This is a genomic window from Sulfitobacter sp. PS-8MA, assembly GCF_040933935.1.
Taxonomy (GTDB): Bacteria; Pseudomonadota; Alphaproteobacteria; order Rhodobacterales; family Rhodobacteraceae; genus Sulfitobacter.
In genome coordinates this window covers 22155-45000 of the sequence record NZ_JBFQYJ010000002.1, presented here as the reverse complement: position 1 = coordinate 45000, position 22846 = coordinate 22155, and the positions used below count along the sequence as shown (strand labels likewise).

19 protein-coding genes, 1 tRNA gene and 1 pseudogene are annotated in these 22846 nt (G+C 62.5%); 8 read left to right on the top strand and 13 right to left on the bottom strand.

Annotation, left to right across the window (positions count from 1 at the left end):
* Positions 1–225 precede the first annotated feature (225 nt).
* Together msrQ and msrP are read right to left on the bottom strand one after the other, a co-directional pair.
* Positions 226–846: pseudogene (gene msrQ / locus AB4M76_RS00355) on the bottom strand (protein-methionine-sulfoxide reductase heme-binding subunit MsrQ).
* 76 nt (positions 847–922) lie between these two features.
* Positions 923–1822 (bottom strand): protein-methionine-sulfoxide reductase catalytic subunit MsrP, encoded by a 900-nt coding sequence (msrP, locus tag AB4M76_RS00350; protein ID WP_368439875.1) that lies wholly within the window; start codon positions 1820–1822, stop codon positions 923–925.
* 122 nt (positions 1823–1944) lie between these two features.
* Here msrP and AB4M76_RS00345 point away from each other — a divergent pair, with 122 nt between their 5' ends.
* Positions 1945–2376 carry a DUF302 domain-containing protein gene (locus AB4M76_RS00345; protein WP_368439874.1) on the top strand — a complete coding sequence of 144 codons (432 nt, stop codon included), beginning with the start codon at positions 1945–1947 and terminating at the stop codon, positions 2374–2376.
* An 84-nt stretch (positions 2377–2460) separates the two neighbouring features.
* Here the strand turns inward: AB4M76_RS00345 and clpB are convergent, their stop codons facing one another.
* Positions 2461–5076, bottom strand: coding sequence for an ATP-dependent chaperone ClpB (clpB, locus tag AB4M76_RS00340; protein ID WP_368439873.1), 2616 nt, complete (start codon positions 5074–5076; stop codon positions 2461–2463).
* Between the two features lie 369 nt (positions 5077–5445).
* Here clpB and AB4M76_RS00335 point away from each other — a divergent pair, with 369 nt between their 5' ends.
* Together AB4M76_RS00335 and pyrF are read left to right on the top strand one after the other, a co-directional pair.
* The gene (locus tag AB4M76_RS00335) at positions 5446–5760 is read left to right on the top strand and encodes an orotidine 5-phosphate decarboxylase (protein ID WP_368439872.1); all 315 of its coding nucleotides are present in this window, start codon (positions 5446–5448) and stop codon (positions 5758–5760) included.
* A gap of 254 nt (positions 5761–6014) precedes the next feature.
* Positions 6015–6710 carry an orotidine-5'-phosphate decarboxylase gene (gene pyrF, locus AB4M76_RS00330; protein ID WP_368439871.1) on the top strand — a complete coding sequence of 232 codons (696 nt, stop codon included), beginning with the start codon at positions 6015–6017 and terminating at the stop codon, positions 6708–6710.
* 193 nt (positions 6711–6903) lie between these two features.
* Here the strand turns inward: pyrF and AB4M76_RS00325 are convergent, their stop codons facing one another.
* The gene (locus AB4M76_RS00325) at positions 6904–7317 is read right to left on the bottom strand and encodes an NUDIX hydrolase (RefSeq protein WP_368439870.1); all 414 of its coding nucleotides are present in this window, start codon (positions 7315–7317) and stop codon (positions 6904–6906) included.
* Between the two features lie 71 nt (positions 7318–7388).
* On the opposite strand from AB4M76_RS00325, the gene AB4M76_RS00320 reads away from it, so the two are divergent.
* A complete protein-coding gene (locus tag AB4M76_RS00320) occupies positions 7389–8642 on the top strand; it encodes a DNA polymerase IV (protein ID WP_368439869.1) in 1254 nt (417 codons plus the stop codon).
* Here the strand turns inward: AB4M76_RS00320 and AB4M76_RS00315 are convergent, their stop codons facing one another.
* Positions 8643–9503 carry an N-formylglutamate amidohydrolase gene (locus AB4M76_RS00315; protein ID WP_368439868.1) on the bottom strand — a complete coding sequence of 287 codons (861 nt, stop codon included), beginning with the start codon at positions 9501–9503 and terminating at the stop codon, positions 8643–8645.
* Positions 9504–9648: 145 nt separating this feature from the next.
* Here AB4M76_RS00315 and AB4M76_RS00310 point away from each other — a divergent pair.
* The 4 genes from AB4M76_RS00310 (at position 9649) to AB4M76_RS00295 (ending at position 12075) form a co-directional block, all read left to right on the top strand.
* Positions 9649–9723 (top strand) — tRNA-Val (locus tag AB4M76_RS00310).
* A 62-nt stretch (positions 9724–9785) separates the two neighbouring features.
* Complete coding sequence (gene ykgO / locus AB4M76_RS00305; protein WP_093743680.1) at positions 9786–9926, top strand: type B 50S ribosomal protein L36; 141 nt, start codon at positions 9786–9788, stop codon at positions 9924–9926.
* Positions 9927–10054: 128 nt separating this feature from the next.
* Positions 10055–10930: a glutathione-dependent disulfide-bond oxidoreductase gene (gene yghU, locus AB4M76_RS00300; protein WP_368439867.1), complete on the top strand. Its 876-nt coding sequence runs from the start codon at positions 10055–10057 to the stop codon at positions 10928–10930.
* 128 nt (positions 10931–11058) lie between these two features.
* Positions 11059–12075: a Fe(3+) ABC transporter substrate-binding protein gene (locus AB4M76_RS00295; RefSeq protein WP_368439866.1), complete on the top strand. Its 1017-nt coding sequence runs from the start codon at positions 11059–11061 to the stop codon at positions 12073–12075.
* Positions 12076–12416: 341 nt separating this feature from the next.
* On the opposite strand, the gene AB4M76_RS00290 is transcribed toward AB4M76_RS00295, so the two are convergent.
* The 8 genes from AB4M76_RS00290 to AB4M76_RS00255 all read right to left on the bottom strand — a co-directional run bounded on the left by AB4M76_RS00290 (position 12417) and on the right by AB4M76_RS00255 (position 22778).
* Positions 12417–14087: an ABC transporter permease gene (locus AB4M76_RS00290; protein ID WP_368439865.1), complete on the bottom strand. Its 1671-nt coding sequence runs from the start codon at positions 14085–14087 to the stop codon at positions 12417–12419.
* A gap of 54 nt (positions 14088–14141) precedes the next feature.
* Positions 14142–15368, bottom strand: coding sequence for a phenylacetate--CoA ligase family protein (locus AB4M76_RS00285; protein WP_368439864.1), 1227 nt, complete (start codon positions 15366–15368; stop codon positions 14142–14144).
* 82 nt (positions 15369–15450) lie between these two features.
* Positions 15451–16287 (bottom strand): ABC transporter ATP-binding protein, encoded by an 837-nt coding sequence (locus AB4M76_RS00280; RefSeq protein WP_368439863.1) that lies wholly within the window; start codon positions 16285–16287, stop codon positions 15451–15453.
* Between the two features lie 68 nt (positions 16288–16355).
* Positions 16356–17639, bottom strand: coding sequence for an ABC transporter substrate-binding protein (locus AB4M76_RS00275; protein WP_368439862.1), 1284 nt, complete (start codon positions 17637–17639; stop codon positions 16356–16358).
* Positions 17640–17719: 80 nt separating this feature from the next.
* Positions 17720–18796, bottom strand: a complete 1077-nt coding sequence (locus AB4M76_RS00270; protein WP_368439861.1) for a branched-chain amino acid ABC transporter permease — start codon at positions 18794–18796, stop codon at positions 17720–17722.
* Positions 18797–18898: 102 nt separating this feature from the next.
* A complete protein-coding gene (locus tag AB4M76_RS00265; RefSeq protein WP_368439860.1) occupies positions 18899–19888 on the bottom strand; it encodes a branched-chain amino acid ABC transporter permease in 990 nt (329 codons plus the stop codon).
* Positions 19889–19944: 56 nt separating this feature from the next.
* On the bottom strand, positions 19945–20763 hold the full coding sequence (locus AB4M76_RS00260) for an ABC transporter ATP-binding protein (RefSeq protein WP_368440002.1): 819 nt from the start codon (positions 20761–20763) through the stop codon (positions 19945–19947).
* Between the two features lie 44 nt (positions 20764–20807).
* Complete coding sequence (locus AB4M76_RS00255; protein WP_368439859.1) at positions 20808–22778, bottom strand: AMP-binding protein; 1971 nt, start codon at positions 22776–22778, stop codon at positions 20808–20810.
* Between the last annotated feature and the right edge of the window lie 68 nt (positions 22779–22846).

Sequence of the window (22846 nt, the reverse complement as noted above, 5' to 3'; positions counted from 1 at the left end):
CACGCAGAACCCGCAAGCTCTTTTTCGACCTTTTGTGCGGTTTCTTGGCGCTTTATGAAATACCGTTGATAATCAGCGAGTTACCGCGACGGCGGGGTGACAATTATCGGCCCGGCGCCTCGGCGATCCGGGCGTTTCTGTTACCGCAACCACTTATCCACAGGCGAAAGGCCATTTTCGCCCGACTCGCCCCCCGAAATCGCGCGACTCGGCGGCGAATCCGCCTCACCGCGCGGGCGAGATTCTTTGCCGGATCCATCTGCGCGGCACCCGGTAGAGCAGCAGCGCCAGAATCACGGCGGCGTAGATCAGCGGCTCCAGTTGAAACCCTTTCGCCAACCAGACGAAATGCAGCCCGGCCAAGAGCGCGGCGGCATAGGTGAGCCGGTGCAGCTTGCGCCAGCGCGCACCGAGTTTGCGCAGGGACCAGTTGTTCGACGTCACCGCGAGGGGGATCAGGCAGAGAAAAGCCGCCATGCCGATGGTGATATAGGGGCGCATTAGGATGTCGGCCCAGACCCGCGCGACCGATTGCACGTCAAGCACGGCTCAGACCAAGAGATGCGCCAGAACATAGATGAAGCCCATCACCCCGATGGCGCGCCGAAAGCGCAGCAGGTTCAACCCGGCCCCGCGGCGCAGCGGGGAGATGGCGAGGCCAAGGATCAGAAGGCGCAGGGCCCAGAGACCATAGAGATGCTCCAACCCTTTGACCGGGTCGCGACCCAGACCGCCGGTCAGCCCCAGGTAGAAGAACCACGGGATCGGCAGGCTGAGCAGCAGATAGAGGGGCCAGACCGGCAGGCGGCGCATGGCGCTGTTCAGCCTATCGACAAAACCCGCCATCAGGTGCCCCGCCCTGCGACATGCGCTGCCTCTATCGCGCGGTGAAAAACCCGCTGCATATATAATGTGTCACCCATCAGAAATTCGCGGTCAGATCCATACCCTCGTAAAGCCCCGCCACCTCCTCCGCATAGCCGTTGAACATCAACGTCGGCTGCCGCCGCGCGAAAAGCCCGCCGCCGATGGGGCGCTCATCGGCTTGCGACCAGCGCGGGTGGCTCACCTCGGGGTTCACATTGCTATAGAACCCGTATTCGCGCGGGCCGGCCTTGTTCCAACTGGTCGGGGGCTGGCTGTCGGTGAGGGTAACGCGGACCACGGATTTGATGGATTTGAACCCGTATTTCCACGGCACCACCAAACGCAGCGGCGCGCCGTTCTGGTTTGGAATGTCGCGCCCATAGATGCCGGTCGCCATAATGGTCAGCGGATGCATCGCCTCGTCCAGCCGCAGGCCCTCGACATAGGGCCAGTCCAGCACCGGAAAGCGCAGACCGGGCATTTCCTCGGGGCGGTAGGCGGTCTCGAAGGCCACGTATGTCGCGCCAGACTGTACGCCTGCCATATTCAACAGATCGGCCAGCTCAAACCCGTTCCATGGCACCACCATCGACCAGGCCTCGACACAGCGCAGCCGGTAGATGCGCTCCTCGATGGTCATTGCCTTCATAATGTCTTCGAACGCATAGTCGCCGGGCCTGTCGACCAGGCCGTCGATGCGCAACGTCCAGGGCGCGGTGGTCAGCGCGCCGGCATATCGCGCCGGGTCGCCCTTGTCGGTGCCGAACTCATAGTAGTTATTGTATTGGGTGATGTCCTCCCACTCACTGGGGGTCAGCGCCTCCTGCGCCCCGGCCCCCTGCGCCATCAGAGCCAAGCCCGCCGCCGCGCCGCCGATGATTTGCCGGCGGTTCAGATAGGCCGCCTCCTCGGTCACGTCCCTCTCGGTCAGTTGATTGATCCAGCGATTGGCCATTTGCGCGCTCCCTACTATACTCAAGAAAGCTAGCGCCCGCCGCAGGCTGGACCAAATCCTTTCACCCGGATTTCAGCCAGCACACCGGAATGTCAGGCGCCGTTATCCAAAGGAGTGCCGATATGGTCCGTTTCATCTTTGCCGCCGCCCTCATGGCCAGTGCCGCCCACGCGGAGGATATGGTCACCTATACCACCGACCAGAGTTTTGACGATGTGACCTTTGGGGTTGAGAATGCGATCCTGAACCTGGGGCTGGTGCCCGAGAATGTGAGCCATGTGGGGGATATGCTGGAGCGCACCGCGGCGGATGTCGGCTCGGAGGTGAAGGTGTTTGAGGCGGCGGATGTCTTCAGCTTCTGCTCGGCCTCGCTGTCGCGCAAGGTGATGGAGGCGGACCCGATGAACCTCGGCTTCTGCCCCTATGATATCTTCGTCATGCAACTGCCGGACAGCGCAGAGGTGACCGTCGGCTATCGCGCCTTCCCGGAGGGGCCGATGCAGGAGGTGCAGAGCCTGCTGGATGAGATCGTGAAAGAGGCGATTGGACAATAGCGCCGCGCAGCAGTGGGCGCAGACCTTACCACCCGTCGATATGAAAAAGGGCCGGAAAACCCGGCCCTATCTAATTCTTAGCACTTAATGCAGCGTGGCATCATCCGGCTTGGGCCGGTTCGACGCGGCGACCTGATCGCCGATGATCAACCCATCGGCCCCGGCGCGGACGGTGACGGTATCGCCGTCCTTCACATCCCCGGCCAGCAGCATCTCGGCCAGCGGGTCCTGCACGGTGCGCTGGATCACCCGTTTCAAGGGGCGCGCCCCGAAGACCGGATCATAGCCCTCATCGGCCAGCCATTTGCGCGCGGCCTCATCCAGATCGAGCGTGATCTTCCGCCCCGCCAGCCGCTTGAGCAGCCGCGCCATCTGGATATCGACGATCCCGTCCATATCCGCACGGCCCAGACGGTCGAAGATGATCGTCTCGTCCAGACGGTTCAGGAACTCGGGCCGGAAATGCGCCCGCACCGCGTCCATCACATCGCGTTTGGCTGCCGCCATGTCGCCGCCGTCGGGCAGTTGGCTCAGCGCCTGCGCGCCAAGGTTCGAGGTCAGCACGATCAGCGTCTGCTTGAAATCGACCGTGCGGCCCTGACCATCGGTCAGCACACCATCATCAAGCACCTGCAAGAGCACGTTGAAGACATCCGGATGCGCCTTTTCGACCTCATCAAAGAGCACGACCTGATAGGGCCGGCGCCGCACCGCTTCGGTCAGCACGCCGCCTTCGTCATAGCCGACATAGCCCGGAGGGGCACCGATCAGACGGGCCACGGCATGTTTCTCCATGAACTCCGACATGTCGATGCGCACCATCGCATTGTCGTCGTCAAAGAGGAACTCGGCCACCGCCTTGGTCAGCTCGGTCTTACCCACACCGGTCGGCCCGAGGAAGAGGAAGCTGCCCAAGGGGCGGTTCTCGTCGTTCAGCCCGGCCCGCGCCCGGCGCACCGCATTGGCCACCGCTTTCACAGCCGCGTTCTGACCGATCACCCGATCATGCAACTGCTCTTCCATCCGCAGCAGCTTGTCGCGCTCGCCTTCGAGCATCTTGCCTGCCGGGATGCCGGTCCAACGCTCAACTACGCTGGCGATCTGATCCGGGCGCACGGCCTCTTCGACCATCATATCGTCTTCCCGGCCCTCGGCTTCTTCAAGGTCACGCTCCAACTGCGGGATCACGCCATAGGATAGCTCGCCCGCACGCGCGAGGTTACCTTCGCGTTTCGCGATGTCGAGTTCGGCCCGCGCATGGTCCAGCTTCTCCTTGATGTCACGCGCGCCGGCCAGTTTGTCACGCTCGGCCTGCCACTGCGCTGTCATCTCGGCGCTGCGGTCTTGCAGATCGCTCAGGTCTTTCTGCAAAGCCTCCAACCGATCCTGCGATGCGGCATCGTCTTCCTTCTTCAGCGCTTCGGCCTCGATCTGAAGCTGCAGGATCTGACGGTCCAGCGCATCCAGTTCCTCGGGCTTGCTGTCGACTTCCATACGCAGACGGCTCGCCGCCTCGTCCATCAGGTCGATCGCCTTGTCGGGCAGGAAACGGTCGGTGATGTAGCGATGGCTCAGCGTCGCCGCCGCGACCAGCGCGGTGTCAGAGATGCGCACACCGTGGTGCAGCTCATACTTCTCTTTAATACCACGCAGGATCGAGACCGTGTCTTCCACCGTCGGCTCCTGCACGATCACCGGCTGGAAGCGCCGCGCAAGCGCTGCGTCCTTCTCAACGTATTTGCGGTATTCTTCGAGCGTGGTGGCACCGACACAGTGCAGCTCGCCCCGCGCCAACGCAGGTTTCAGCAGGTTCGACGCATCCATCGCGCCATCGGCCTTGCCGGCACCGACCAGCGTGTGCATCTCGTCGATGAAAAGGATCACCTCGCCCGCGGCCTCGGTGACCTCGGTCAGCACGGCTTTCAGCCGTTCCTCAAACTCACCCCGGTATTTCGCACCGGCGATCAGCGCACCCATGTCGAGCGCCAAGAGACGCTTGTTGCGCAGGCTCTCGGGCACGTCACCATCCACGATCCGCAGCGCCAGACCTTCGGCAATGGCGGTTTTACCCACCCCCGGTTCGCCGATCAGCACCGGGTTGTTCTTGGTCCGGCGGCTCAGCACCTGCATGGCGCGGCGAATTTCCTCGTCCCGGCCAATGATCGGGTCGATTTTGCCCTCTTCCGCGCGAGCAGTCAGATCGAGGCTGTATTTCTCAAGCGCCTCATAGCCATCCTCTGCCGTTGCACTGTCGGCGGTACGGCCTTTGCGCACGTCATTAATGGCGGTGTTCAGCCCTTGGGCGGTGACCTTACCGGCTTCCAATGCGGCTTTCGCGCCGGATTTCACCATGCAAAGCGCCGTCAGAATACGCTCGACAGTAACGAAACTGTCGCCCGCTTTCTTGGCCATCGCCTCGGCCTCGGCCAGCACCTTGGCTGTCGTACCGTCAAGATAAACCTGCGCCGCGCCCCCGGTAACTTTCGGGATCTTGCCAAGCGCCAGTTCCAAAGCCTGCATCACACGCGCCCCGTCGCCGCCGGATGCCGCGATCAGATTGCGTGCGAGACCTTGGTCATCGTCCAACAAGGCTTTGAGGACATGTTCGGGTGCCAGCCGCTGATGGCTTTCCCGAGTGGCAATCGTCTGCGCAGCCTGAATGAAACCGCGCGATCTTTCCGTGAACTTACTCAAGTCCATGGGCGTTCTCCTTTTCTACAAGCGCTCTAATATGCCGCGCCCGTTTGTGGCACGCAGCGGTCTGAGCCTCGCGGTTAATTTGGGGAGGGAGCGTGGCGCGTTCAAGAGCGGTAAGCTGCTCCAAACGCGCAATAATTGGCCTATCAAATCCCGCCTGATCGGTCATTTTCCGCCAATGCGGCAAGAATAAGGCAAAATTATGCAATATTTTTACATAAATATGTTATTGTAATCGTTAGCAAATATTGCTTTATCCACATACTATTCTTGTCAATTGAAACCATTTTACGACCTTTCGCGTTGGTCCCCCAGAAGAGAGCAGGAATCATACCAACCTGCCCGGTTCTAACGAGCACATGAGGTGAAACGATGCAGACGCGCCCGATCCAGATGACCGACGTCCTCTACAATGCGGCAAACCAGTGTTTCGAAGCGCTTGTTACCGTGCAGGACGGCAAACAAAAGCGTCGATACGCCTGCGCCATCGACGCCCCGATCACCATGTCATTCAACGATGCCGCTGACGGCCTGCGCCGCCAAGCGCTTCGCCGCCACGCCCAAGGGCGCGGCCTGAGTTCCGAAGTCCTGCGCCACGTCCCCGCCCAGCGGGCCGGACGCCGCAGCTTTGACCCGCTGCGCTGGCTGGAAGAAGTCATGCACTTTTCCGGTCGCGACGCAGCCTGACCGTTCCGCGCAGCGTCTGCCTGCTGCGCGGTATCCTGCGGACCTGCCGCCACCTCATCTGTCCCGATGTGGCGATCCGCATACCAGAGACCAGTGCCTGCCTGCTAAGTCTCTGAACACTGGCCCGGACCCGCATCCTGCGCGTTCGGGCCTTTTTTTCGCGCTCTGCGCCCCCATGCCGGTCAATATGATGGACTCGCCCCGCGCTGCGGCGTAGGTCAAAGCCGTTTGTAAATATGGCAGGAGCCCCCCGCATGTCCGATGACCGATTGATTGTCGCCCTTGATGTCCCCCATGCGGTGGCCGGGCTAGAGCTGACCGAGAAACTGGGCGACGCCGTGGGCTTTTACAAAATCGGCCTGGGCATGTTGACCGGCGGCGGGCTGGCCCTGGCCAATGAGCTGAAGCAGGAACACGGCAAGCGCATCTTCCTCGACATGAAGCTCTTCGACATCGGCGCCACGGTCGAAGCGGCGGTGCGCGGCCTGGCGCAGTTCGACCTTGATTTCCTGACCGTCCATGGCGATCCGCATGTCGTGGCGGCGGCAAAACAGGGGGCCGCTGGGACCAATATGAAGATCCTCGCCGTCACCATCCTGACATCGCTGGACCGCGCCGATCTGGACGCGGCCCTGATCCAGCCCGGTGATATTGGTGATCTGGTGCAGACCCGCGCCGGACGCGCACTCGACGCCGGGGCCGATGGGGTCATTGCCTCCCCGCAAGAGGCCGCGACCATCCGCGCCCTGCCCGAAGCAAACGGCAGGCTGATCGTCACCCCCGGCGTGCGCCCGCAGGGGGCCGCTTTGGGCGATCAAAAACGGGTAGCGACGCCCGGTCAGGCCATCGCGGATGGGGCGGATCATATCGTCGTGGGCCGCCCGATCTGGCAGGCCAAGGACCCAGCCGCCGCGGCGCGCGCCGTGCTGGCGGAATTTTCGCAGCAATAACAGCGCCCCCGCCGCCGCCTGTAGCAAACGCACCACAGGTGACCCGCATGGGCCTGCCCGAAAACATCGCCGATAGGCGGACTCCGCAAAATATGCTATGCTGATCTCAGGTGATACTCCCCGACGAACTGGTGCTTCCTGATGTTCGTCACCTCCCCCCGCTGACACAGGCGGGGGACCTTTACTTCAAGCCTTACCCGCCCCCCGGATCGCCGCTCAGATAGACCCGCAAACGGTCCTGAAAGGCGGGCACCGCCTGGGGATGGCTCAAAAACGCATCCTCGGTCATCAAGCTCCAGCGCTGGCCTTCGTCGCCAAAGACGATATCCGCTGTCGCGCGTTCCGGAAGACGGGCCACAAAGAACCATTTGGTCCGCCCCGCCTCGTCAAAGGGCGCGCGCCAGATCACGGCCTCTTCCGGCACCGCGAGGCCCAACTCCTCCTGACATTCGCGCAGCGCGCAGGCGAGCGGGGTCTCATCGCCTTCGCGTCCGCCGCCGGGCAGATCCCAATGGCCGGGAAAGGGCAGCCCGGGCCGGTCATCGCGCAGGATCACCGCCAGACAGTCGCCGAGATAGAGCGCCAGCTTCGCGCCATCAAACCCCATGCTCAAACCCCATGTTCAAAACCCTGCCAATTGGTTATGTCCTGCCCTACCCTTGCCTCTTTGGTGTTCCCATGGCCACCCTCTGTCGTGATTGTTTGAACGAGTCCGCCCCGGCGCGGCGCTGCCCGCTCTGCGGCAGCCCCCGGATGCTGTCTCATGACGAGCTGTTCGACCTCTCCATCGCGCATATGGATTGCGACGCTTTCTACGCCTCGGTCGAAAAACGTGACAATCCGGAACTGGCGGGCAAACCGTTGATCATCGGCGGGGGACGGCGCGGCGTGGTCTCGACCGCCTGCTATGTCGCACGCATTCGCGGCGTGCGCTCGGCCATGCCGATGTTCCAGGCCCTCAAGCTCTGCCCCGACGCGGTGATTATCAAACCGCGTATGGAAGCCTATGTCGAAGCCTCCCGCGCGATCCGCGCGATGATGGAGGAGCTGACCCCGGCGATCGAGCCGCTGTCGCTCGACGAAGCCTTTCTCGACATGACCGGCACCGCGCGGCTGCATGGCAAGCCCCCTGCCGTGATGCTGGCCCGGCTGGTGCGGCGGATGAAGACCGAATTGGGGCTCACCGGCTCCATCGGGCTCAGCCACAATAAATTTCTGGCCAAAGTCGCCTCTGACCTCGACAAGCCGCATGGGTTTTCGGTGATCGGAGAGGCGGAAACCGGGGCCTTTCTGCGCGACAAACCCGTGGGGCTGATCTGGGGCGTCGGCGCCGCCACGCAAAGCGCCTTGGAAGCGGCAGGCATTCGCAGCTTTTCAGACCTGCTTCGCTGGGAACATACCGACCTCATCGCCCGCTTTGGCAGCATGGGTGACCGCTTGTGGCATCTGGCGCGGGGGCAGGACAAACGCCGGGTCTCGCGCCACCGGCCGGTGAAATCGATCAGCAATGAGACGACGTTTTCCGACAACACGGGCGACGCCGAGATCCTCGACGGCCACCTATGGCGCCTGGCGGAAAAGGTCGCGGACCGCGCCAAGGCCAAGGATATGGCCGGGCGTGTGGTGACGCTCAAACTCAAACGCGCCGACCATTCGCTGCTTTCGCGCCGCCTGTCGTTGCATGATCCGACCCAACTGGCCGATCGCATCTACCGCACCGCCCGGGCGCTCTTTGATCAGGTCGAGCACCGCAGTGCCTACCGGCTGATCGGTGTCGGCCTGTCGGACCTATCGGGCGCCGAGGGGGCGGATCTGGGCGGCGATTTGCTCGACCCCGGGGCGGCACAACGGGGCCGGGCGGAACGGGCGGCCGACAGTATCCGCAGCCGCTTTGGCGAAAAGGCGATTCTCAAAGGCCGCGCCCTGCGCTGATCATTCCGCTGCGAGCGGTATCCGCCCCTGCCCGATCTGCGCCACCTCGGCCACCACACGCTGCAACGCGGCCTGAACCGCTTCGAAATCCCCGTTGGGGCGAATCAGCCGTTCATTCATATAAAGCGCCCGGTCGATCTCCACCTGCACCGCGTGCTGGCCGCGCGACGGGCGGCCATAGGCCTGGGTGATATAGGCCCCAGCAAAGGGCGAATTGCGCGTTACGACAAAGCCCGCCGCGGCAAAGGCGGCCTCGACCCGGTCCACAACCTCGCCCCCCGCCGCCGCGCCGAAACGGTCGCCCAAGACCACATCGGGGCGGCGCATCCCGCCGCGCGCCACACCGTCCATCGCCTCATGCGGCATCGAATGGCAATCAATCAGCACCGCCTGCCCATGGCGCTGATGCGCTTGGCTCAATAATTCCTGCAATTTCGCATGGTAAGGCCGCCAATACTGCTCGATCCGCAGATCGGCCTCACTTCGGCTGAGCTTGCCGCGATAGATCGCACGCCCGTTTGCCACCACCCGCGGAATCACCCCAAGGCCAGAGGCGACGCGCGGGTTATGTCCCTGCCGTGCGACCCCTTCGATGACCGCCGGGTCCAACTCCTCGGGCGCGCGGTTCAGGTCCAGAAAGGCCCGCGGCGCGCCCGCCCGGATGAAACTGGCCCCATAGCGCGGCGCGCAGTCAAAGAGCAGATCGACAAAGGCATCTTCCGAGGACCGGATCGCATGTTCATCCAAGACCGTGCGCCGCAGGAAAGACCCGGCATAATCGCGCCCGGAATGCGGCGAGGCAAAGACCACGCAAGACAGGTTGCGGTCCGGGCGGAGAACTTCGAAAGCGGTCATTGGCATAATAAATTCCTCTAAGTCGAACATAGCGTGTTTATTCCGCGTCAAAAGCCCTTGATCCTCCCGCCGACTCCTTTTATAGCACCTCAACGGCGCGAAATTTCGCGCCCCATTTATGTTTGGGGCCGATTTGGAAACGCTGAAAAGTGGGTGATTAGCTCAGCGGTAGAGCACTTCGTTGACATCGAAGGGGTCACTGGTTCGATCCCAGTATCGCCCACCATTTATTCACCGACCCGCCTTTGGCGGGTTGCCCGCAACCCAGGCGCTGGCCCGCGCCACGACATGAGGAGACCACCTATGAAGGTTCGCAATTCGCTCCGCTCGCTCAAGAATCGGCATCGCGATTGCCGTGTTGTGCGTCGCAAAGGCCGCGTTTATGTCATCAACAAAACGCAGCGCCGGTTCAAAGCCCGTCAGGGCTGAGCCGCGCAGCACTTCGATTTAAAAGGCCGTTCCCTCTGGGGGCGGCCTTTTTCGTTGTGGCGCCGCGCTTGCAAGCGCTGCACAAAGCCCCAACTACTGTGCAGACCCGAAGAATAAGGAACATCAGCATGTCGGACACTTCCGAATACACCCCGCCCAAGGTTTGGGAATGGGACGCAGAAAGCGGCGGCAAATTCGCCAGCATCAACCGACCCATCGCCGGGGCGACCCATGACAAGGACCTGCCCGTGGGCGAACACCCGTTCCAGCTCTACTCGCTGGCCACACCCAATGGGGTGAAAGTGACCGTCATGTTCGAAGAACTGCTCGCTGCCGGGCATAAGGGCGCGGAATATGACGCCTGGCTGATCGACATTTCCGAGGGCGATCAATTCGGCTCGGGCTTCGTCGAGGTGAACCCCAACTCGAAAATCCCGGCCCTGATGGACCGCTCTGGCGAGACCCCGCAGCGGGTCTTCGAATCGGGGGCGATCCTGCTGTATCTGGCCGAGAAATTCGGCGCCTTCCTGCCCCAGGACCCGGCCCGGCGCACCGAAGCCTTGTCTTGGCTCTTCTGGCAGATGGGCAGCGCGCCCTACCTTGGCGGCGGCTTTGGCCATTTCTATGCCTATGCCCCGGAGAAGTTCGAATATCCAATCAACCGTTTCGCGATGGAGGCCAAGCGCCAGTTGGACGTGATGGACAAGCATCTGGCCGAGCACGAGTATTTCGCCGACGAATATTCCATTGCCGATATGGCGATCTGGAGCTGGTACGGTCAATTGGTGCTGGGCCGGCTCTATTCCGCGGCGGAGTTCCTGGATGTGGCATCTTACAAGAACGTCATGCGGTGGGCCAAGGCGATTGATTCCCGCCCCGCCGTCACCCGGGGCCGGATGGTGAACCGCGCCTTTGGCGATGACCTCTCGATGCAGCTTCATGAGCGGCATGATGCCAGCGACTTTGATACGAAAACCCTGGATAAGATCGGCGAAAACGCTTGAACACCCGACCCCCGGCCCGAGCGGCCGGGGGTTTCTGACTAAATTTATCAGAATTGGTTGCACAGCTCCGGCAAATCTGTTTCTTACTGTTTCAGTCGAGTTAAAACTTCACGAAACAGGATCTCCCTATGACCCTTTCCAAGACTTCCACTGCTGTCGCCGCGCTGATGTCGCTGGCGCTGCCCGCGCTGGCCGATGGCGAGCTGAACCTCTACTCCTCACGTCACTATGACACCGACGAGCGGCTCTATACCGACTTCACCGAAGCCACCGGCATCACCATCAACCGCATCGAAGGCAAGGCCGACGAACTGCTGGCCCGTATGGAAGCCGAAGGCGCGAACTCCCCTGCCGATGTGCTGCTGACCGTCGACACCAGCCGCCTGAAACGCGCGAAAGACATGGGTCTGCTGCAAGCCGTCGAAAGCGACACGCTCGAAGAGCGCATCCCCGGCAACCTTCAGGACGACGACAACCAGTGGTTCGGCCTCTCCCAGCGGGCGCGGATCATCTTCTACAACAAGGAAGCGCTCGACAATCCGCCCGCGACCTATATGGACCTCGCCGATCCGGCCTATAAGGGTCAGGTCTGCATCCGCTCCTCGACCAACACTTACAACCAGACGCTGCTGGCCTCCATCGTGACCCATGAGGGCGAAGAAGCCGCCACCGAATGGGCGCAGGGCGTGGTCGACAATATGGCGCGCGCACCGCAGGGCGGCGACACCGACCAGCTGCGCGGCATCGTCTCGGGTGAATGCGACATCGCGGTCTCCAACAGCTACTACTTCGCCCGCGCGATCCGCACCGATGTGGACGGCGTCTCGGCCGAGATCGACAAGATCGGCCTGATCTGGCCAGACCAAGAGGGCAATGGCGCGCATATGAACCTCTCGGGCGGTGGTGTGGCCAAGAACGCGCCCAACCGCGAGAATGCGGTGAAGTTCCTTGAGTATCTCGCCTCGGATCAGGCGCAGCAGTATTTCTCGGCCGGCAACGATGAGTTCCCGACGGTGGAAGGTGTGGAACTGGCCGATAGCGTGAAGCAGCTGGGTGAGTTCAAAGCCGATGACGTGAACCTGTCGGATGTGGCCGAGAACATCGGCACCGCGCAGAAGATCTTCAACACGGTCGGCTGGGAATAAGCCAAACGGCAATCGCGCAGGAGGCGGGCTTTCGAGCCCGCCTTTTTTTTATGCGCTGCGTTTCCCACGAGCGCCCGCCCAGCGGCACGCCGGGCATCGCCCTTATCGCCGGGCAACACTGCCACCCCAGCCCGAGACAAGCCGCAGGCGCCGGGCCATCGCCTGCCCGCCCCGTCACGCCAAAGGCGTGCCGATCAATAACGGCGCACCTCTGGTGCGACGGGTAGGCGATTGGGTGAGGCTAGGGGTGACAATGCGAACGCACTTCATGGCTGAGGCATAAAGTGGCAGGAACCGCCCGTCGGATCGCCGACCCGCGGGCAGGCGCTGGCCTTCGTTCTCTACCGCTGCCTTCCCACCTGCCGACAGATCAAGATCACCGGCAGCAGCCCCATGGCCACGATCACCAAACTCGGCACCGCCGCCCCGTTGAGCCGCTCATCGCTCGCCAAACGGTAGGCCTGCACCGCCAGCGTGTCGTAGTTGAACGGCCGCATGATCAGCGTCGCGGGCAGTTCCTTCATCACATCGACAAAGACGATCAGCAGCGCGGTCAGCAGGCTCGGCGCGAGAATTGGCAGATGCACCCGCCGCAGCGTCCCCAGAGGCGTCTGCCCCAAGGACCGCGCGGCGGCGTCCATATTCGCATGCACCATCGCCTGCCCGCCCTCATAGGCGCCAAGCGCCGCGGCCAGAAAGCGCACCAGATAGGCCAGCACCAAAAGCCAGATCGACCCGGTGATCAGCAACCCGGTGGAGATGTCAAAAGTGGCCCGCATCCAAGCATCCAGCGCATTGTCAAAGGCTGCGAAAGGCACCAGCAGCCCGACCGCGATCACCCCGCCCGGCACCGCATAGCCCAGCCGCGCCACATAGGCGGCACTTTGCGAGACCCGCCCGGGCCGCAGCCGCCGGAAAAAGCCCACGCTGATCGCCGCAAAGACGGTCAACACCGCCGCCACGCCCGCCAGCGTCACCGAGTTGCGCATAAAGCCGAGGTAGCGCGGGCTGAACAGGCTTTGCTCGGAATTCAGCCCCATGGTCACAAGGATCACCACCGGCAGCACCGCGCCAAAGAGCACCGGCACGCCGCAGAGCACAATCGCCGCCGCCGCCCGCCAGCCCTTCAGCTCCGAAGGCGGCGCCGACTGCGCGCGCCGGGCCGGATCGTGATATTTCGCCTTGCCGCGCTGCGCCCGTTCCAGCATCGCCAGCAGCAGCGCGAAACTCAGCAGGCAAAGCGCCAGCTGCGCCGCGGCAGCGCGGTCGAACATGGAAAACCAGCTGGTGTAGATGCCGGTGGCAAAGGTCTGCACGCCGAAATAGGCCACGGTGCCGAAATCCGCGATGGTCTCCATCACCGCCAGCAAGACACCCCCGGCAATGGCGGGCCGCGCCAGCGGCAGGCTGACTTTGAAAAACGCGGCCCAGGCGCTGGAGCCGAGCGCGCGGGCGGCGAGGAAAGTCGTCCCGCTTTGCTGCAAGAATGCGGCGCGGGCGAGCAGATAGACGTAAGGGTAGAGCACCAGGACCAGCATCGCCGCCGCGCCGCCCAGCGAGCGAATCTCGGGGAACCAGTAATCGCGCGGCCCCCAGCCGGTCACATCGCGCAGGGTCGCCTGAACGATGCCGGGGTGATCCAGCACATGGGTATAGGCATAGGCCAGCACATAGGCCGGAAAGGCCAGGGGCAGCACCAGCGCGATCTCCAGAAACTTCGCGCCGGGAAAGCGGGTCATCGTGACCAGCCACGCCGCACCGACCCCGAGCGCGAATGTCCCGGCAGAGACCAGCAGCACCAGCAACAGCGTCGTCACCGTATAGCGTCCCAGCACCGTTTCGATCAGATGCTGCACCGTCTCCGTGCCGCCGCTCAATGCTGCGATCAGCACCGCGAGCATCGGCAGCGCGCAGAAAGCGGCCACGGTCAGCGCCACGGCGGAAAGCACGCGCAGCCCGTCGCGGGCGCGGGGCGGTTGGGTGGTGTCGGTGGGGGCAGCGTTCAGCGTCATGCGCCCTATTTCGACCATTTCACTCGGAAATGCCAGAGGGCGCGACGCTGCGCCTCAGTCGTAGCTGCGCTGGTCCTCAATCACCAGCCCGTCCCGCGGCAGAGAGCCGGGGGCCACCAGTTCGACCGTCCCTTTCAGCTTGAGCAGATCGGCCACCGATTTCGAATAGCTGTCCTTATCCGTTCCGCGGGTCTCGATCTGCACCGTCATCACATCGGCCTCGCCTTCCCGGCGGGCGATGACGCGGGCCTTTTCGATCTCCTCATGCTGTGCGACCAGCGCCGCCACCTGTTCGGGGCGCACGAACATGCCCTTGATCTTGGTGGTCTGGTCGGCCCGGCCCATCCAGCCCTTGATGCGCATGTTGGTGCGCCCGCAGGGGCTTTCGCCTTCAAGGACCGCACTCAGGTCGCCGGTGGCAAAGCGAATGAGCGGATAGTCGGGGTTCAGCGTGGTGACCACGACCTCACCGACCTCGCCCGGGGCGACGGGGATGCCGGTGCCGGGGGTGACGATCTCGACGATGACCTGCTCGTCCACGATCAGCCCCTCCATCGCCGGGCTTTCATAGGCGATATTGCCCAGATCGGCGGTGGCATAGGATTGGAGACAGGTGATGCCGCGCTCTTCGTAATAGGCCCGCAGACTGGGGAAAAGCGCGCCGCCGCCGACAGCCGCCTTGGTGATTTTCAACGCGACACCCATGGCATCGGCCTTTTCCAGGATCACCTTGAGGTAATCCGGCGTGCCCGCATAGGCGGTCGAGCCCACATCGCGCGCGGCGGTGACCTGTAGCTCGGTCTGGCCGGTGCCGGCAGGCAGCACGGTGGCGCCAACGGCCCGCGCGCCGCTCTCAAAGATCATGCCCGCGGGAGTCAGATGGTAGCCAAAGCAATTGTGCACCACGTCGCCCGCGCCGATGCCAGCGGCATGCAGGAAGCGCCCCATGCGCCACCAGTCGGGCGCGTTGCTCGACGGCTCATAGATCGGCCCGGGGGATTGGAAGACATGGGAGAACTCGGTCACCGGCTTGGTGGTGAAACCGCCGAAAGGCGCTTGGCCCGCCTGCGCCTTGCCCAGTTCCGATTTGCGCAGCACGGGCAGATCGGCCAAGGCTTCGGCCGAGGTGATCTTGGCCGGGTCCACATTCTTGAGGCTCTCGCCATAGCCCGGCAGCGCCTGCGCGCGGGCGATCTGCTGCGGCAGCGCCGCGGCCAGATCAGCGGCACGCGCCGCGGCGCTGCGGGTTTCCAGTTCGTCGAAATGGGGCTTGGTCAGCATCCCTGTCACTTTCCTGTTTGGCATCACCGGAGAGGGCATAGCCCCGCTCATGTCTCGTCTTGGGTCTTACTTTGGTCCGGGCTTAGCTCAGCCAACGCTTGCGGCGGCGGTAGCTGCGCACGTCGCGGAAGCTCTTGCGGCCTTCGTCGGACATGCCGAGGTAGAATTCCTTCACGTCCTGGTTCTCGCGCAGGTCCTTGGCAGGGCCGTCCATCACCACGCGGCCCGATTCCAGAATGTAGCCGTAATGCGCGAAACGCAGGGCGACATTGGTGTTCTGCTCGGCCAGCAGGAAGGTCACGCCCTCCTGTTCGTTGACCGATTTCACGATCTCGAAAATCTGCTCCACCAGCTGCGGGGCAAGGCCCATCGACGGCTCGTCCAGAAGGATCGTCTCGGGGCGCGACATCAACGCGCGGCCAATGGCACACATCTGCTGCTCACCGCCCGAGGTATAGCCGGCCTGCGAGCGGCGGCGTTCTTTCAGGCGGGGGAAATAATCATAGACCATCTCAAGGTCGCGCTGGATCGCGGCATTGCCATCGGAGCGCGTATAGGCGCCGGTCAGCAGGTTTTCCTCGATGGTCAGGTGCTCGAAACAATGGCGGCCTTCCATGACCTGCACGACACCTTTCTTCACGGTCTCGGCCGGGTCTTGGTGCTGAATCGCGCCGCCGCGGTATTTGATCGACCCCTTGGTAACCTCGCCGCGCTCAGAGGCCAGCAGCCCCGAGATCGCCTTGAGCGTCGTCGTCTTGCCCGCGCCATTGCCGCCCAGAAGCGCGGTGATCCCGCCTTTGGGCACATTCAGGCTCACGCCCTTCAGCACGAGGATGACGTGGTTGTAGATCACCTCGATATTATTGACCTCAAGCAGGTTTTCGACTGCGACGTCATTGGTGTTGGCAGCATCCAGCATGGGAAGGACCTTTCTTGGGGCTTGGGAAAGTCCCCGGCCACCCCGTAAAGGGCAGCCGGGAGCAGGGTTTAGTTGCAGTTGCCTTCGATGGCGTTTTCATCCGCATAGGCTTTGCTGTCTTCTTCGATCAGCGGCTGGATCACCTCTTGGTCAGACTGCATGAAGTCCGACACGAGGTTCCATTCCTTGGCCTCCGCATCCCATTGGGTCACGGCCACATAGCCTTCGCCGCCGTGGTTTTCGCAGGAGACCGAGAATTCCGGCCCGAAGTCCGGCAGACCAAGCTCGGCCATCTTCTCTTCGGTGATCTCAAGCTGCTCCATCCCGTCGCGCATCTGGCCGCCGGTGATGTCGGTCACGCCGTGGATTTCCTGCGCGGTTTTGGCGGCCTCGGCGACCAGCATCGCGGCATAGAGACCCCGGTTATAGAGCACCGAACCGACCTGATCGCCCGCACCGGCGGCTTTGCCCGCGTCGATGACATGTTTTTGCAGATCGTCATAGAGCGGATAGTCAGAGCCGACATTGTGGAAGGTCAGCGCCTTATAGCCATCCGCCTTGGCCCCTGCCGAGAGCACATCGTTTTCAGAACCGGACCACCAGATGCCGATGAATTTGTCCATCGGGAAACGGATGTTGGCGGCTTCCTGCACCGCGACCTGGTTCATCACGCCCCAGCCGTACATGATCACATAGTCAGGCTTGTCGCGGCGGATTTGCAGCCACTGCGACTTCTGCTCCTGACCGGGGTGATCGACCGGCACTTCCTTCAGCTCGAAACCGTGCTTCTCGCTCAGCTCTTGCAGGGTGCGGATCGGCTCCTTGCCATAGGCGGAGTTGTGATAGACCAGCGCAATCTTCTTGCCCTCAAGGCTGCCGCCCTCCTGCTCCATGATGTGTTTGATCGCGACCGAGGCGCCATCCCAGTAGTTGGCAGGGAAGTTGAAGACATGGCTGAAGACATTACCGTTCTTCGCCGAGGTGCGGCCCAGACCGGAGGTCAGCATCGGGATGTCATCGGCGGTGACTTTGGGAATCAACTGGTAGGTAATGCCGGTCGACAGCGGCTGATAGACCAAGGCGCCGTCACCTTTGGTGGATTCGTAGCATTCCACGCCCTTTTCGGTGTTATAGGCGGTCTCGCATTCCGGCACCCGGATTTTCTCGCCGCCGATGCCACCGTCACGCTCGTTGAGCAGGGTGAAATAATCGGCATAGCCGTCGGCAAAGGGGATGCCCCCCGCCGCATAGGGTCCGGTACGGTAGCTCAGCGATGGAAAGACAAGGTCCGCCATCACAGGGCTTGCAGCCATCAGACCCGCTACGGCCAGTGTTCCCAGTTTATATTTCATCGGTGTTTCCTCCCTTGGATTGTCCGACTTGGGTTTTGGGCCGGGTTTCCTCCCCCCGCCTCAATTTTCATGGCCCCCGCTTAATGCGGGAAGGGCCACAATCTCAGTTTTTCCTTGGCCACGCGCCAGAGCTGGGCAAGCCCATGCGGTTCGGCGATCAGGAAGACCACGATCAGCCCGCCCACGATCACCAGCTGCAAATGCGCCACGATGTCGGTGGGCCAGCCCAGCCAATCCACGCCCACGATCTTGAGAAGCACTGGCAGCAGCACAAGGAAGGCGGCGCCGGCAAAGCTGCCGAAGATGCTGCCCAAGCCCCCGATGATGATCATGAAGAGCACCAGGAAGGATTTGGTGATGCCAAAGGCTTCGCCGACCTCGACCGCGCCCAAGTAGATCGCAAAGAAGAGCGCGCCTGAGATGCCGATGAAGAAGGAGCTGACCGCAAAGGCCGTGAGCTTGGCGCGCAGCGGGTTCACCCCGATGATCTCGGCGGCGATGTCCATGTCGCGGATCGCCATCCATTTGCGCCCCACCGAGCCGCGCGTCAGGTTGCGCGCCACCAGCGCCGAGCCGATGGTGAAGATCAGGCAGAACATATAGGTCGCCCAGGCTTCGGTATTGGGGCCGGTGATCAGGATGCCAAAGGTGTCCCGCTCGGGCGCGCTGATCTGACCGGAGGCGGAGTAGTTGTAGAACCACGGCACCCGGTTGAAGAGCCAGACAAGGAAGAACTGCGCCGCCAGCGTTGCCACGGCAAGGTAGAAGCCCTTGATCCGCAAGCTCGGCAGGCCAAAGAGCGCCCCCACAGCCGCGGTGATCAACCCGGCCAGCAGGATGTGGATGAACATGCTCACATCCGGCATCGCGGTCATCAGCTTGTAGCAGGAATAGGCCCCCACCGCCATGAAACCGCCGGTGCCGAGGCTGACCTGCCCGCAGTAGCCCACGAGGATGTTCAGACCAATCGCCGCGATGGCGTAGATCAGGAAGGGCAGGAACAGCGAGTTCACCCAGTAGTCATTGACCATGAAGGGAATGACAAAGATCGCGACGAAAAGCACCAGATAGTAGCGATACCGGTCGAATTTGATCGGGAAGGTCTGCTGGTCTTGGGCGTAGGACGTGTTGAAATCGCCCGCTTCACGATAGAACATTAGACAGATTTCCCTTCTGCGGTAGTCATTTGCACTGCGATGCCAGTGATCGCCCCGTAGGGTGCGCGCTCGCCGCGCACCGCGCCTGTATCCAAGCCTTGATCAAACCCGTTCAATGATCTTCTCCCCAAAGAGGCCCTGTGGGCGGAAGACGAGGAAGACGAGCGCCAGCATATAGGCGAACCAGTTCTCGGTCGCGCCGCCCAGGAAGGGGGCACCGATCAGGAACTCGAACAGTTTCTCGCCCACGCCGATGATCAGCCCACCGACAATCGCGCCGGGGATCGAGGTGAAACCGCCCAGCATCAGCACCGGCAGCGCCTTCAGCGCGATGAGCGAGAGCGAGAACTGCACGCCCGATTTCGCCCCCCACATGATCCCCGCGACCAGCGCCACGAAACCCGCCAGCGACCAGACCAGAATCCAGATGAAGTTCAGCGAAACCCCGACCGACAGCGCGGCTTGGTGGTCGTCCGCCACAGCCCGCATGGCGCGGCCCTGTTTGGTGTATTGCGCGAACATCACCAGCCCGATCACAAGGATCGCGGCGACCACGGAGGCCACAATGTCGAGGTTGTCGATGAAAAAGCCGTAGCCGGTGGCGTTGAAGGTGAATTCATCGATCCAGACGTTGATGCCCTGCGGCAAGCCGACATCGAGCGTCTTGATCTCGGACCCCCACATCAGGTCGCCCACCCCTTCGAGGAAATAGGCCAGACCGATGGTCGCCATGAAGAGGATGATCGGCTCCTGCCCCACGAGGTAGCGGAACACGAAACGCTGCACGCAATAGGCCAGCACGATCATCACGACCATGGTCAGCGCGATGGCAAGGAAGGCAGGCACATGCCAGCCGAAGTGATGCACTTCGGTGCCGAGGATCGCATTGATCAGATGGCTGAAGGGCACCTGCCCTTCCATAACCCCCACCAACGTCAGCGCGGCGAAAAGCGCCATGACGCCCTGGGCGTAGTTAAAGATGCCCGAAGCCTTATAGATCAGCACGAAGCCAAGGGCGACGAGCGCATAAAGCACCCCGGCCATCAGCCCGTTGAGAAAGACCTCGATCGTAAACGCCAGTTGCTCAGGCATCAGTGGCCCTCCCCAAAGTCAGAACGGCAGTGTCATTGCGGGTGATCAAACGGGCCTCAGTCATGGGCCACCCCCAGATAGGCGTCGATCACCTCTTGATTGTTGCGCACCTCGTCGGGCGAGCCGTCACCAATCTTGCGCCCGTAATCCATCACCACGACGCGGTCGGATAGGTCCATGACCACCCCCATGTCATGCTCGATAAGCGCGATGGTGGTGCCAAATTCGTCGTTCACGTCGAGGATGAAGCGGCTCATGTCCTCTTTTTCCTCGACGTTCATGCCCGCCATCGGCTCGTCGAGCAGCAGGATCGTCGGCTCGGCGGCCAAGGCGCGGGCCAGTTCGACGCGTTTCTTCAGACCGTAGGGCAGCCGCGCCACCGGTGTCTTACGGATCGCCTGAATTTCCAGGAAGTCGATGACCTTCTCGGCGATCTCGCGGTTCTCGATCTCCTCGCGCTCGGCCTTGCCCTTCCAGAGCGACTGCGCCAGCAGCCCCGATTTCATCTGCGTCAGCCGGCCCGTCATCACGTTGTCGAGCACCGACATGCCCTCGAAAAGTGCGATGTTCTGAAAGGTCCGGGCGATGCCCTGCTGGGCCACCTGATAGGGCTTCATCGCCGGGCGGCGCGCGCCCTTGTACCAGACCTCGCCCTCCTGCGGGACATAGAAGCCGCTGATCACGTTCAGCATCGAGGACTTGCCCGCCCCGTTCGGCCCGATGATCGCGCGGATTTCGCCCTCGCGGATGTCAAAGGAGATGTCCTTGATCGCCTCCACACCACCGAAACGCAGGGTGATGTTCTTCATCTCCATCACCGTCGGGCCGATGGTGCGGCCGTCGTCGGTGACATAGCTGTCAGCCTGATCTTTCACGCTGTCCCTTTCCATAATTCCCGCCTGCCCGGCACTGGCCGCGCTCATTCCGCTGCCATCTTGTGGCTGGTCGGCTGCACGGCGGCCGCGCGGATTTCGAGCGTCGCCTTGATCGAGCCTTTGCGGCCATCCTCATAGGTCACTTCCGTCTCGGTGCTGACCTTGTCGGAACCGTCATAGAGCGCGGTGATGATGTCGGCGTATTTCTCTTCGATGATCTTGCGGCGCACCTTGCGGGTGCGGGTCAACTCACCGTCGTCGGCGTCCAACTCCTTATGCAGCACGACGAAGCGATGCACCTGACAGCCCGAAAGCATCTCATCCTCGGCGACCGAACGGTTCACCTCCTCCACATGGCTCTGGATCGTGTCCATCACCTGCGGATGCCGCGCCAGTTCCTGGTAAGAGGCGTAGCCGATGTTGTTGCGCTCGGCCCAGTTGCCCACCGCCGTGAGGTCGATGTTGATGAAGGCGGTGCATTCGGTGCGCTTGTTGCCAAAGACCACGGCCTCGAGGATGTTGGGGAAGAACTTCAGCTTGTTCTCCACATACTTCGGCGCAAACAGGCTGCCATCGGCCATCTGGCCCACGTCCTTGGCGCGGTCGATAATGCGCAGATGGCCCGAGCTTTCCTCAATGAAACCCGCGTCACCGGTGGCCACCCAGCCTTCGGCATCCTTGGTGTCGGCGGTGCTTTCGGGGTTCTTGTAATATTCCACAAAGACGCCGGGCGAGCGGTAGAAAACCTCGCCATTGTCGGCGATCTTGAGCTCCACGCCCGGGCAGGTCACGCCCACGGTATCGCTGCGCACCTCGCCATCGGGCTGGGCGGTGATGAAAACCGTCGCCTCGGTCTGGCCATAGAGCTGCTTGAGGTTAATGCCGAGCGAGCGGTAGAAATCGAAAATCTCCGGCCCGATCGCCTCACCCGCCGTATAGCCCACGCGCACACGGCTGAACCCCAGCGTGTTCTTCAGCGGGCCATAGATCATCAGCTCGCCAAGCGCATATTTCGCGCGGTCCCAGGCGGAGACCTTCTTGCCGTCCAGAATGGCGGGGCCGACCTTGCGGGCATGGGCCATGAACTTGTCGAAGAGCCATTTCTTGAAGCGGCTCGCGTCCTCCATGCGGATCATCACGCTGGTCAACTGCGTCTCGAACACACGCGGCGGGGCAAAATAATAGGTCGGCCCGATCTCGCGCAGGTCGACATGCATCGTTTCGGCGCTTTCGGGGCAGTTGGTGCAAAACCCGGTCCAGAGCGCCTGACCCACGGAGAAGATGAAATCGCCCACCCATGCCATCGGCAGATAGGCGAGAATTTCATCCGTGCGCTTGAGGTTGTCGAACTCGGACGAAGATTTCGCCGTCTCGATAATATTGCGGTTCGAGAGCACCACACCCTTGGGCTTGCCGGTGGTGCCCGAAGTATAGAGCATCACGCCGGTGGAATCGTAATCCAGCTTGGCCTGACGGGCCTCCAGCTCGGCGATATGTTTCTCGCGGTTGGCGCGGCCCATCTCCTGCACGGCGGTATATTGGTCGAGCTTGGAATGGTCGTATTTCCGCAGGCCGCGCGGGTCGAGATAGATCATCCGCTCAAAGTCGGGCAGTTGATCCTGCACTTCGATGATCTTGTCGACCTGCTCCTGATCGCCGACCACGGCGATGCGCGCGCCGCAATGGCCCATGACATAGGCCATCTCTTCGGCATTGGCGTCCTGGTAGAGCGGCACCGGCACGGCCCCGGCCATCTCTGCCGCGATCATCGCCCAATAAAGGTAGGGCCGGTTGCGGCCAATGACGGCGACGAAATCGCCCTCGTCGAGGCCCAGTTCCAAAAACCCGAGCGCCAGCGCCTCGACCTCGTCACGGGTCTGCGACCAGGTCCAGCTTTGCCAGATCCCGTATTCCTTCTCCCGGTAAGCGGGGGCGTTTGCGAATTCACTTGCGTTGCGGTGCAACAGCGCCGGGACGGACTGAGGTCCGTCGGCACGCGTCAGCGGCTTAGCCAAATTGTCTTCCTCCCATGCCCGCCCTCCCGGCGGGGTCGATCGCTTGTGCGATTCTTCGATCACTCAAG